A 12,509-nucleotide genomic window follows, 5' to 3' on the forward strand; every position below is an offset into this window, starting at 1 on the left:
AAGCTTAATAGACTAAAATTTGACACAAAGGAGAAAAATTGAGCGAGCAAATTTATATCATAGGCGATGTGCACGGCTGTTTTAATACACTCTTAAAGCTTATTGACCAGTTTCCAAACAAAGAAAAATCTCAAATTTGCTTTGTAGGAGACGTGATAGATAGAGGGCCTTATAGTTGCGAGACAGTCGAGCTTATCATACAAAATAACTATAAAATGGTAATGGGAAATCATGAGCGAAGGCTGCTAAGCAACAAAGATTTCTTTTTAAAAAACAAAATACCATTTGATACAAGTTGGTTTTACAATAATGGTGGCGAAGAAACATACAGATCATATCTAATTCAAAGCATAAACTTCAGAGAAAAACACATAGAATTTTTAGAGAGTATTCCAGTATATTTAGAGTTTAAAGACCACAAAAACCAAAACGGCGAGCATTTGGTCGTTTCACACTCGGCAGTTGGCAAGTTTTGGGATAAGAGAAACGATGATAGTTTAAAAGAGGAATTTAAAAAACACATACTCTCAGGCAGAGGCGATATGATGCAAATAGAGGGCATCTTTAATGTATACGGTCATACCCCGGTTTGTGAAGCTAAATTTTACTCAAACAGCGCCAATATCGATACGGGATGTGTTTTTAATGAAGAAGAATATGACAAACTAAGTGCCTTAGAATTTCCATCGATGAAAATTTATACGCAAAAAAATGTTGAAAATTTTAACAAACAAGGATAAAAATGTGGTTTTCTAAAAAGAGCTCTAGCTTTGCAAGCAGAGTTAATAAATTTTGGAGCGAGTTTGGCAAAAATTTAGACGCCATCAAACAAAATTTAGAAGATAAAAATTTTGAAGCTGCAAGCAAAATGACCGAAGAAGCGCTAAATTTATGTTTAGTTGATCCAACTTTTATGATAGGCCTTATTGATGGAAAGATCGATCTAGTACTCACTCCAGAAGGACTTAAACATAGGCTTTTGTGGCTTAAATTTATCAAATCGCGTATGCCAAAAGAGTATGAAGCAAAGCTTACTTGCACACTTGGCAAGCCACGTGCACCGCGCAATGTAGCTACTATACAGATGTATGGCGTAAGCGTTGATGCAAATGAGGTCATGGTCTATGCAAATTTCAACGACAAAAGCGTGGATATGTGCCTATATAACGAGACTCTAAGTAAGCTTAAAAGCGAAGATGAAAACAAGGCATATACATTATCGCTCATACTTTGTGACAACGTAGTTGGTGAGATGAACATGATAAATATGCTTGGAGAGTTTGAGATAATAGACGAGCCAAGAGAAAAAGGCGTGCCACTGATCGACTTTGCCGATCTTATAGATGAGAAATTTGGCAAGGAAGCCTCAAACGAGCCGCTTAAGAATTTTATGGTCTATGAGCTAGAACCTCGTTCAAACAAGCTACGTGACGACGTTTTCACAGGATTTACATCTCTTAGCGAGCTACTAAACGAATACTACGACGGTGCAAGCGATACTTATAACGAAGCTTTTGAGCTTGGCATAAATTTTTGCTTTTTAGCCATATCTCACGGTGGCGACATACAGTTTGGCGTTGATAGCAAAAATAAAATTTCAGATGCGCTAAAGGAGAGTGAAATTTGCGAGATCATAGGTGAAGCAAATGGCGAGATGCGATCTTACATAGATCTTATCTGCTTTGACAAAGACGAGCTAGAGAAAAAGACTAAAGAATTTAGTAAAGAGCTTGGAGTAAAGATAGAAATTTGCGAGTTTAAACGCTAATTTTACATAAGATTTTACATAAAATAATACGAATCACACTAGCTAGTAAATTTATAAAAATATATTGTTAGCTGATACTAACTATTAAATTTATCTCTTAAATTTTGAGCTGTTTGAGAGATAAGCACAAAGCTTTAGCCCATATAAAAAGATGATCCACGATATATAGATCCAGACAAAAAAGAAAAGCACGGCTGAAAACGAGCCATAAACGCTTAGATAGGTCTTGTTGTAAAGGACATAATAGACAAAGGCTGACTTGCCAATATACCAAACAAGCGAGGCGACAAATGAGCTAAAAAATGCGCTCTTAAATTTTATCTCGTCATTTACTGAGATGAGATATGTGATGCAAAATATCGCCCAGATGATGAGATATGGGAATATGCTTAAAAAATTTATCGAGTTTGTGATCACGTTTGAGTTTAGCATCTCTTGAATGAGGCTTGAGAGATAAAAACTGCCAGCAAGACCAAGTGGCGCAAGCGTGATAAGCGTCCAATACGAACTAAGTGCCGACCAAAATCCTCTAGCTCTACTTGCACGTGTCACTTTTAAAACTACATATTCATAGTCGCTAAAAAACATGGCTGATGTAAATATCATCGCCACAAAGCCAACTAAGCCTAAATTTCCGCTATTTTGTAAGAAATTTTGCAAATAGTTTGAGATGATCTCTTGATTACTTGGCAAAAGAGCCGAGAAGATAAAGTCTTGAATTTTGGCGTAATAATCCTCAAAACTAGGCAATTTTGTAAAGATAGAAAATGATATAAGAAGTATCGGGATGATCGATAAAATCGTATGAAAACTAAGGCTTGAGGCGTAGTGAAAGAGCTCTTTGTCCTTAAGCGTTGGGAGCAAATTTAAAAACTCCTTTAAATTTTGCTTACTTAAGGACAAACGGCTCATTTATCAGTTATCTTCTTCGAAAAGTTTTTCGTAGTGAGCGTCGTAGTTGTTGATGTGCTCACTATTTAGCTTCCAAAACACAGTGTCTATGTCGCTAACTCTTGTATAAAATGGTAGCTGATAGTACTCAACCTCGCCACTTTTAAATTCTTTTAGTACTTTAAAGCTTTGGCAATCAGCAAAAACGCTTCTGCCATCCATTGCTACGAAAATTAGACCGGCTGCACTTTGAGCGCACATTTTTCTAAAGTCATCTCTGCTTGGATTTGGCTTGTATTCGTAGCTTAGATACGCTCCTATAATATCTGGGTGAATAAATATCATATTTGGAAACGCAGACGTGATCTCTTCGTAAATTTCTTTATTTGGCACGATGATTAATGAGCGGTTATAAAGATAGTTTAGCACGACCATATCGCCATTTGCAGGTGCTATGCCTGGAAGCGGGAGTGCCTTTTGTTCAAGCAGATCAAACACCTCAAATCTAATCTTAGCAAAGCCAGAATTTTTTGAGATAACGCTAACTCTTGCGATGATAGAGCTATCAGTATCAAATTTATGAAGTACGACACCACTAGAGCCGATTAAAATTTCTGGACTATCAACTATCGTCGCTGTGCCGTCACTATCGACGCTAATTATAGGAGTTCTATACTCATTTAAAGAAAAATCAGCCCCAAAAGCAAAGCCAAAAACTAGCGATAAAATCACAAATATACGTTTCAAATATATCTCCTAAGTTTAAATTTTTAGAGCGATTATAGCCTAAAATGCTTTATCTTTTGCAAAATTAAAGCAAGTTTTAGTTAAAATCCCACCAGCTTTTTAAAAGGACATTAATGCCTCGTATTTTTATAATTTTTGCAATATTATCTATAAATTTATACGCTATAAAGCCAAGTGTCGAAGAGCTTAGCTGGCCAAATGGAAGTAACTTCTTAAATTTCTTAGAGACAAACAAAATCCCACTTTCACTTTACTACAACTTAGCAACCGAAGATCAAGAACTAACAGAAGAGATCATTGCTGGCACAAAGTATCAAATTTATAAAGACGACAACGGCAACACCAAACAAGTACTAATCCCTGTTAGTGACGAGCTTCAAATGCATATTTTTAGAGATGATAATGATAAATTTAAATTAGAATTTCTTCCCATCTCTTATCAAAGCGAAGATAAATTTTTAGCCTTAAAGGTGGACAAATCAGTCTCCGAAGACATTTTTGACTACACTGGCTCTGGCACGCTAGCTCTTGGCTTTAAAGAAATTTTTAAAGGAAGTGGCATTGATTTTAAAAAAATAAACAAAGGCGATACGATCGCTATCGTTTATAATCAAAAAATACGCATGGGCCGCTCTTTTGGTACTCCAGAAATTTATGCTGCGATGATAGAAACAAAAAATAAACGATATGTCATGTATAAATTTGAAGATAAATTTTATGATAAAAACGGCAAGAAAAATGATAAATTTTTACTAGTCCGCCCTCTTGCAAACGCTAGAATCACATCAGCTTTTACCCTAAAAAGATGGCACCCTATTTTACAAAGATATAGAGCGCACCTTGGCGTTGACTACGGTGCTCCAAAAGGTACACCGATCAAAGCTGCAGGCGATGGCACGGTTAAATTTGTCGGGCAAAAAAGCGGATATGGCAGAACCATTATCATCTCTCACGCTAGTGGCTACGAGACGCTTTATGCTCACTTAAATGGCTTTGCTAAAGGCATAAAAGGCGGTTTAAAAGTCAAGCAAGGTACGCTTATAGCTTACGTTGGCACAAGCGGTATGAGCACAGGGCCACATCTTCATTTTGGTCTTTATAGGGACAATAAACCTATCAATCCAGAAAGTGCAATAAAGGTCGTTAAAAGCCTAGAAGACAAGAAGGAATCAGCTAAATTTAAAGCAGTTGTTAGCAAAAATGACGAGCTAATAAAAAATGCTTTAAATAATGAAAAAGAGTACCACAAAGTGGAATTTTTCCCTAATGTAATAGAATTTTAAAGGTAAAACTTGAGCCAAGAACTAGAAGAAGCAAAAGAGCTGATAGATCAGCATTTAGATGAAAATTTAGAAGATAACGAACTCTCGCCTTATGAGCTAGCCCAACACCTAAAAACACTAAAGAAACACGATGAGGAGCTTTTTGCTCAATATCTTGAGAAGCTAGATCCTGAAATTTTAGGTGATGTTGCTATCGAGCTACCTGATCACATGCTAAAAGATGTGATCGAACAACTTCCAGCTGAAAAGATCGTAGAAGCACTTGAAGAGCTAGAGAGTGATGATGCGACTGATTTGCTTCAATACATCGAGGATATCGATGAGGATAAAGCTAGAGAGCTTTTTAATGAGCTTGATAGAGAAAACCAAAATGAAATTTTAAGACTTAGAAGCTACGAAGAAGATAGAGCTGGTGCTCACATGCAAACAGAGCTTTTTTCGGCTCATCTTGAAGAAAAGCTTGGCAATGCAGTAGCAAGACTTAGACGAGAAAAGCAAGAAGGCAAGCTAGAAAATATCTCTCAGCTTTTTATCATCGATAAAAATGGCGTTTTACAATACGCTATCCCACTTGAAGATCTTATACTTTTTGATTTTACAAAGACGCTAAAGCAAAATATCGAGTCAGCACAGATCGATCACTACAAGCCACATGTTGCAAATGATATGGACCTTATGCAAAATGTCGCTGATATGTTTCAAGAGTACGATTTAAACGTTATTGCAGTTACTAGTAGCACTGGAATTTTACTTGGTCGTATCACGTCTGATGATATTCACGACTACATTCAAGAGAGTGCAACTGAGCAAATTTATAACCTAGCCGGCGTTGATGACGAGTCAGAAGAGGATGATACGCTATTTAAAGCAGGTCGTGGTCGTGCGGTTTGGCTTGGCGTAAATTTACTAACAGCTCTTTTTAGCTCATCTATAATAGGACTTTTTGACGAGACAATCGCAGCCTACGTCGCTCTTGCTGTTTTAATGCCAATAGTTGCGTCAATGGGTGGAAATACTGGCACACAAGCGCTTGCCGTTACGGTTCGCCGTCTGGCACTTGGTGAGATCGAGTTTAAAGATGCCAAAAATGTCTTAAAACGTGAGGTTAGTATTTCACTCATAAATGGACTAATCTTTGGTGTGGTAATGGGCATAATCGCCTCTGTTTGGTTTGACAAAGGTATGCTTGGCGTTGTTATTGGGCTTAGCATGGTTACGAATTTATTCTTTGCTGGCTTTTTTGGCACGATCATACCTTTGACGCTAAGGCGCTTTAATATAGATCCTGCAGTCGGCTCAGCCGTCATTCTTACTACTTTTACTGATGCGATAGGATTTTTTAGCTTTTTAGGACTTGCAAAATGGATACTACTATAACCAATTTAGAAATTCTGCCTCTTGGCGAGTCAAAATATCTAAAGCCATTTAAGATGAAATTTATGCAAAATGGCGCTCAAAGAGACTGGGACTGCGTCAAGGTGATGAATAGCGTTAGTATTTTTTTATATCACGAGCAAAAGGATGCCTTTTTGTTTGTAAAGCAGTTTCGCCCAGCTGTTTGGTACTCACAAGAGAAAGAAGGCATCAAAACAAATGAGCAAGGCTTTACTTACGAACTTTGCGCAGGCCTTATGGATAAAGGACTTAGCGAAGAGCAAACAGCCAGAGAAGAAGCGATCGAAGAAGTGGGCTATGAGCTAAAAGAGATAGAGCGTATCACGATGACATACGGTGCTTTTGGCTTTGGAGGCAATATGCAAACTATGTTTTACGCAAAGATCGATGAGAGCATGAAGGTAAATTCTGGCGGTGGCGTCGATGGCGAAGATATCGAGCTTGTTTTCATAAAGCGAGAAGATATGATGAAATTTGCCTTCGACGAGAGCAAAGTCAAGGGTTTTGGGCTTATCTTTGCTTATTTGTGGTGGGAGAAATTTAAAAGCTAAAACGATATCTTTTTAATAAGTGCAAAAACAACGACTGCCACTAAAAAGATACCAACCAATATCACATAATCAGACATAACAAGCCTTTAAATTTAAATTTTGGCTTATTGTAACCAAAATTTTAAATAAAGTAAGAACTTTATAACCGCACATATCATAAAATAACTCAAAAACACACAAGGAGAAGATGATGAGCGAAAATGAAACTCTTTTTATAAACCGAGAATTAAGCTGGCTACGCTTTAATTCAAGGGTACTCGCTCAGTGCGAAAAGGAAATTCCTTTACTTGAAAAGCTAAAATTTATAGCCATTTATATGACAAATCTAGACGAGTTTTATATGATCAGAGTCGCTGGCCTAAAGCAGCTTTTTGCAGCTGGAGCTACTACAAGCAGTGGCGATGGCATGAGCCCACTTGATCAGCTAAGAGAGATTAGAAAATATTTACAAAATGAGCAAAATTTAGTAGAAGATCACTATAAAAAAACAGTAAATGCTCTTAGCAAAGAGGGACTTTTTATAAAAAATTATGACGAGCTTGATGATAGCTTGAAGCAAAAGTGCGACGAATACTTTTTCTCAAATATCTTGCCAGTCATCGTGCCTATCGCTGTCGATGCGACTCATCCATTTCCGCACTTAAACAACCTTAGCTTCTCTCTTGCCGTTAAGCTTGCTGATATCGAACATCCAGAAATTTTAAAATACGGCATGATAAGAATTTCAAGAGTCTTGCCACGTTTTACACAGCCAAGTAGCAATGTTTTTGTGCCGATTGAAACGATCGTGCATCGCCACGCAGAAGAAATTTTTCCAGGGTATAAGCTACTTAGCTCAGCTGCTTTTAGAGTGACAAGAAACGCTGATATCGTCATCGAAGAAGAAGAAGCGGATGATTTTATGATGATACTTGAGCAAGGACTAAAGCTTCGCAGAAAAGGGGCTTTTGTTCGTATGCAAATCGATAAAAACGTAGACGCTGACATCTTGGACTTCTTAAATTTTCATATGAAAATTTTTCATAAAGATGTCTATTTTTCAAGTATTCCGCTCACTCTTAGCTCGCTTTGGGAGATAGCTGGAAGCAAAAATTTTACCCACCTGGCAAATGCGCCTTACGTTCCAAAGACACTACCACCATTTGGCAATGGCATCTCGGTATTTGACGCCATAGATAAAGAAGATGTGCTCTTAGTGCATCCATTTGAGAGTTTTGATCCAGTTGTAAGCTTTATCAAAGAAGCCAGCAAAGATCCAAAAGTCATATCTATTCGAATGACACTTTATAGAGTCGATAAAAGTTCACCAATAATTCAAAGTCTAATAGACGCCGCAAGCGATGGCAAGCAAGTAACTGTGATGGTTGAGCTAAAGGCAAGGTTTGATGAGGAAAATAACCTGCACTGGGCAAAGGCGCTTGAAGACGCAGGCGCGCACGTGATATACGGTATCACAGGCTTTAAGGTGCATGCAAAAGTTAGCCAGGTCATCCGTCAAATCGGCGATAAGCTTAAATTTTATATGCACTTTGGCACAGGCAACTACAACGGCAGCTCAGCAAAAATTTACACTGACGTGAGCCTATTTACGAGCAAAGAGGAATTTAGCCAAGATACGACTTCGTTTTTTCACATCCTCTCAGGATATAATAAAAATCGCCGTCTAAACGCTCTTAGCATGTCGCCTTTTCAGATAAAAGAGCGTATCATCGAAAAGATAAGAGTGGAAGCAAGCAAAGGAAGCGAAGGTAGAATCATCGCTAAAATGAATGCCCTAATCGATGAAGATGTGATAAATGAGCTTAGCCGCGCATCAAACGCAGGTGTAAAGATCGATCTTATAGTTCGTGGTGTGTGCGGACTAAGACCTGGCATAAAAGGTAAAAGCGAAAATATAAAAGTTCGCTCGATCATTGGTAAATACTTAGAGCACGCTAGAATTTTATACTTTAAACATGCTCAGCCAAAAATTTACATCTCAAGTGCTGACTGGATGCCACGAAATCTAGAGCGTCGCTTGGAGCTTATGACACCTATCTTTGAGCCAAGGCTTCAAGAGAGACTACTTGAAATTTTAGAGCTTCAGCTAAGCGATAATGACCTAGCTTTTGAGCTACAAAATAGCGGCGAATACGTAAAAGTAGCAAGAAGTGAAAATGAAAAAGTAATATCTTGCCACGAAGTTTTGGAAAATTATATATCTAAAATTTACAAATCCGTAAAAAAAGATACAGATAAAGCAAAAGCCGATATGCTCGCAAGTAAGCTCTTAAAAGAGAGCTAAAAATAAATTAAGCTTTTAGACCTAGTCTAAAAGCTTTTTTTAAATTAGCAAACAAACACTAGCATTTGATTAAGCAAATATTATTAAAAATTTTAAATCCACAACAAAAAGCAAAATTTATAAATTTACTTGAGTACCTTAAAGCTAGCCAAATATTTCAAATTTTTTAAATAACTCTGGCTCATCTTTTACTATGCCGCGCTTAACTAGATCAGCAACTACTTCGCGGTCACAATCCGTTTGTAACGGCCAGCCTCTAGTATATCCCTCACGCTCATCTTTACTAGTGGCATCTACGCAGAAATTTTCGCCCTCGATGTAGATATCACGCAAGGCATCGATATTATTTGTCACACGCCAAAGTAGCATATATGGGTTTTCAAGGTGATTTTGCATATCTACAACGATAAGGAGTTTGAAAAATTCTCTAAATGTCAAAAGCTTATCAAAAAGCTCTTTTACCGCACAATCTTTTTCAAATTTCACTACACAAATAGGCGTTTTGGTATCCGTTTTAAACTGCTTAAGTTCTTTTACATTTGGAGCTATACTTTGGAACTTAGCTAAAAGCTCGCTGTCGCTTAAAACCACAGGGCTAAATTTACAAAAGTCTTGCGTCGCATCTACGCCGAGTTTGCCACCAAAACATAAATTTGGACTAGCGTGATCAAGCTGATCGCACACACCTTGGCTTATTAGCACACTCTGGCTACCAAAACGATTTAGAACAAAGATAGTAAATTCATCATAATCTTTAAGTTCAGGCGCATCGGCTCCAACAAAAATGGCATGTTTTACAAAACTCATCTGTCCAACGCCCCAAAATGCGTGCATGGCCTGCTTTGCATGAGCTGGATAGAGCGTATTTATCTTGGCTAAGATTAGGTTGTGAAAAACGCCATTTTCAGGCATATTGTAGTCCAGTAGTTCAGGCACAGTCGTTCGCAAAAGTGGCAAAAAAACCCGCTCAGTCGCCCAGCCCATATATTTATCCTCAAGTGGCGGCTTTCCAACAACAGTTGCGTGAAATACCGGCTCACGCTTGCTAGTTATCGCCGTAACCTCCATCACCGGAAAAGGCTCGATAGGCGTATAAAAGCCGGTATGATCGCCAAATGGCCCCTCAAGCTCGCACTTAGTCGTATCCACAAAGCCCTCTATCACGTAGTCTGCATCGTGCGGGACGTAAATTTCATTCGTTAAGGATTTTACAAGTTTGGCTGGCTCTTTGCGGATAAAACCATAAAGCAAAAGTTCAAAAATTCCCTTTGGAAGCGGTGCTTGACCACACCAGATGTAGAGTGGATCACCGCCAATGGCTACAGAGACTGGCATTTTTTTACCTGCACGCTTGTATTCGTGAAAGAAATTTGCACCGTCTTTGTGGATCTGCCAGTGCATGCCAAGGCGATTTTTGTCATAAATTTGTAGGCGGTACATGCCTAAATTTTGTAAAGCGCCGTCCAAGCTTTGCGTATAGACCTGCCCCATCGTAATAAATGCGCCACCATCATGCGGCCATGTCTTTAGCGCCGGAAGCGATAGCAAATCAGCATCCTCACCTATAAGTTTCACCTGCTGGCACTCACCCTCACCTTTTAATCTCTTAGTAAAAATTTTTCTCATGCTAAAAAGATAGGCTAAAAAATCAAGCTTTTCTTTGAAATTCTCTGGTTTTTTAGGCTTTAAAAGCTTTTCTATCTCTTCTGCGATCTCATCAGGCTTTAGCCCAAAGATAAGCTCAAGCGCACGTTTTGAGCCATAGATATTTGTAAGCACTGGGGCAAATTTACGCCCAGTTTTTTTGCAAACTGGGTTTTTAAAAAGTAGCGCTTGCGAACCCTCGCGCTTGACCTCGATATAGCTTGTGTGCGCGATCTCTAGGTCGATATCCGCAGGCTCGTCGATGACGCGAAGTAGATTATTTTCTTTTAAAAGCTTGATGTAGTCCATATTTCGCCTTTTTGATTTTTGGGCGATTTTAGCCAAAAATAGCTGAAAAAGGCGAAGCAAAGCGGATGGCTATTATTTACCGCACGCACCGATAGCTATCAGAGTATCGATCGCTGTTTTGGACGCAGTCTTTGCGATATTGCCTCGCCATTTAAATAGAAGCGAGCACTAAATTTATACTCCATTGTCGAATGTCTGTAAACTAGCGCTCGACGCACACCTATGCATGGCCGGTATACTTACGTCTTTTCCAAAGTAACTCATCACAAATTTTTTGTTAGGTTAAACACTAGATGCCATCGCAGTTTTGAAAACAGCAGTAAATTTTTTAATTACTCAGATATGCTACATTTTAGCAGCTCGCCAAATATCTCTTTGCTATATTTCATAAAGTGCTCGTTAAGTTTAACACCCTCTATAACAACGCTAATAATGCTATCTTGCACCTCAAAAATGATAGTTTTATCAGTGATCTTTACTCGTTTGCAAGCGTTGTAGCAAACGTCGCCATTATACTCAGCATATAGGCCGTTTATGTCGGCGTTTTCGTCGTCATCACTTTTTAGTTTGATCGGTCTTTGAAAGATTATGTAGTTTTTGTAGTCATATTTGTCGTCTGCAAGACCGATCATATAGTAGTTGTCTTTGCTATTTTTAGTAGCGCTTAGGGCTTTTGCTTTAAATTTTAGCTCAAACACGCTTACGCCATCTCTTCAGCGCGTTTTAAAAGCTCTTTTGCCCCTTTTTCTATAAATTTATGAGCTAGCTCCTTGCCAACGCTTTGAAATTTATCTTTGCTAGTCTTTAAGCTATCTTTTATAAACTCGCTTCCATCAGGCAGACCAACGATCGCATCAATAGAAATTTCATCACCTTTTAGCCTTGCACTTATGCCTATTGGCACTTGGCAGCCGCCCTCCAAAACGCTTACAAAGTCACGCTCTATGGTCGTTTCTATGACTGCATTTTCATCATTTAAAAAAGAGATCTCATCTAAAATTTTCTTCTCATCTCTGGCTTCTATCCCAAGAGCACCCTGCCCCATCGCAGGTATCATCTCGTCAAAGCCAAATGTATAGATATGTGCCACTTCAGTCTTGATATTTAAGCGATTTATGCCAGCCATCGCCAAAATAATCGCGTCGAATTCGCCCTCTTTTAGCTTTCTAAGTCTAGTTTGCACATTTCCACGAAGCGAGATAATCTCAAGATCAGGCCTCATGATAAGTAGCTGCATCTTGCGGCGCAAGCTCGTTGTGCCAACCTTTGCACCGTGCGGCAGGTCGCTAAATTTAGCAAATTTCTCACTTATCATCGCATCTCTAGTATCCTCGCGTGAGCAAATGGCCGCTAGTCTAAGCCCTTTTGGAAAGACTACTGGCACGTCTTTTAGGCTATGCACTGCGATGTCAGTCTCGCCTTTTAGCATGCTATCTTCAAGCTCTTTTGTAAAAAGCCCCTTGCCACCGATCTTGGCCAGTGGTGTATCAAGGATCACGTCGCCCTTTGTCTTCATGCCCTCTAGCACGACCTTCATGCCCTTGTGCTGCGCCTCGATCCTATCCTTGATATGCTCGCTTTGCCAAAGCGCTAAGATACTCTTTCTAGTTGCTATTTTTATCTCTTTCATTATCACT

General features: G+C 38.8%; 10 protein-coding genes and 1 pseudogene. 6 read left to right on the plus strand and 5 right to left on the minus strand.

Annotated features, from left to right (window positions below; genetic code table 11):
• Positions 1-38 precede the first annotated feature (38 nt).
• Together CVS95_RS00960 and CVS95_RS00965 are read left to right on the plus strand one after the other, a co-directional pair.
• Positions 39-740, plus strand: a complete 702-nt coding sequence (locus CVS95_RS00960) for a metallophosphoesterase (protein WP_107695254.1) — start codon at positions 39-41, stop codon at positions 738-740.
• 2 nt (positions 741-742) lie between these two features.
• The gene (locus tag CVS95_RS00965) at positions 743-1,768 is read left to right on the plus strand and encodes a hypothetical protein (protein WP_107695255.1); all 1,026 of its coding nucleotides are present in this window, start codon (positions 743-745) and stop codon (positions 1,766-1,768) included.
• A gap of 90 nt (positions 1,769-1,858) precedes the next feature.
• Here CVS95_RS00965 and CVS95_RS00970 read toward each other — a convergent pair whose 3' ends face one another.
• Both CVS95_RS00970 and CVS95_RS00975 read right to left on the minus strand, forming a co-directional pair.
• Positions 1,859-2,680 carry a YihY family inner membrane protein gene (locus CVS95_RS00970; RefSeq protein ID WP_107695256.1) on the minus strand — a complete coding sequence of 274 codons (822 nt, stop codon included), beginning with the start codon at positions 2,678-2,680 and terminating at the stop codon, positions 1,859-1,861.
• A gap of 3 nt (positions 2,681-2,683) precedes the next feature.
• Positions 2,684-3,406: a plasminogen-binding N-terminal domain-containing protein gene (locus CVS95_RS00975; RefSeq protein WP_021090557.1), complete on the minus strand. Its 723-nt coding sequence runs from the start codon at positions 3,404-3,406 to the stop codon at positions 2,684-2,686.
• A 113-nt stretch (positions 3,407-3,519) separates the two neighbouring features.
• On the opposite strand from CVS95_RS00975, the gene CVS95_RS00980 reads away from it, so the two are divergent.
• The 4 genes and pseudogenes from CVS95_RS00980 to CVS95_RS00995 form a co-directional block, all read left to right on the plus strand.
• The gene (locus tag CVS95_RS00980; RefSeq protein WP_107695257.1) at positions 3,520-4,689 is read left to right on the plus strand and encodes a peptidoglycan DD-metalloendopeptidase family protein; all 1,170 of its coding nucleotides are present in this window, start codon (positions 3,520-3,522) and stop codon (positions 4,687-4,689) included.
• Positions 4,690-4,698: 9 nt separating this feature from the next.
• Positions 4,699-6,066: a magnesium transporter gene (mgtE, locus tag CVS95_RS00985; RefSeq protein ID WP_103560280.1), complete on the plus strand. Its 1,368-nt coding sequence runs from the start codon at positions 4,699-4,701 to the stop codon at positions 6,064-6,066.
• Positions 6,051-6,635 (plus strand): NUDIX domain-containing protein, encoded by a 585-nt coding sequence (locus CVS95_RS00990; protein WP_107695258.1) that lies wholly within the window; start codon positions 6,051-6,053, stop codon positions 6,633-6,635. Before mgtE ends, CVS95_RS00990 begins: the two co-directional genes overlap by 16 nt.
• 178 nt (positions 6,636-6,813) lie before the next feature.
• Positions 6,814-8,919, plus strand: a pseudogene (locus tag CVS95_RS00995) (RNA degradosome polyphosphate kinase); the annotation flags it as partial.
• Positions 8,920-9,063: 144 nt separating this feature from the next.
• On the opposite strand, the gene CVS95_RS01000 reads toward CVS95_RS00995, so the two are convergent.
• The 3 genes from CVS95_RS01000 to hemC form a co-directional block, all read right to left on the minus strand.
• Positions 9,064-10,872, minus strand: coding sequence for a menaquinone biosynthesis decarboxylase (locus tag CVS95_RS01000; RefSeq protein WP_107695259.1), 1,809 nt, complete (start codon positions 10,870-10,872; stop codon positions 9,064-9,066).
• Between the two features lie 332 nt (positions 10,873-11,204).
• Positions 11,205-11,570, minus strand: a complete 366-nt coding sequence (locus CVS95_RS01005; protein WP_107695260.1) for an Imm10 family immunity protein — start codon at positions 11,568-11,570, stop codon at positions 11,205-11,207.
• Positions 11,571-11,572: 2 nt separating this feature from the next.
• Positions 11,573-12,502 carry a hydroxymethylbilane synthase gene (hemC, locus tag CVS95_RS01010; protein ID WP_107695261.1) on the minus strand — a complete coding sequence of 310 codons (930 nt, stop codon included), beginning with the start codon at positions 12,500-12,502 and terminating at the stop codon, positions 11,573-11,575.
• Positions 12,503-12,509: the final 7 nt, after the last annotated feature.

Source organism: Campylobacter concisus (genome assembly GCF_003048905.1).
GTDB classification, from domain to species: Bacteria; Campylobacterota; Campylobacteria; order Campylobacterales; family Campylobacteraceae; genus Campylobacter_A; species Campylobacter_A concisus_V.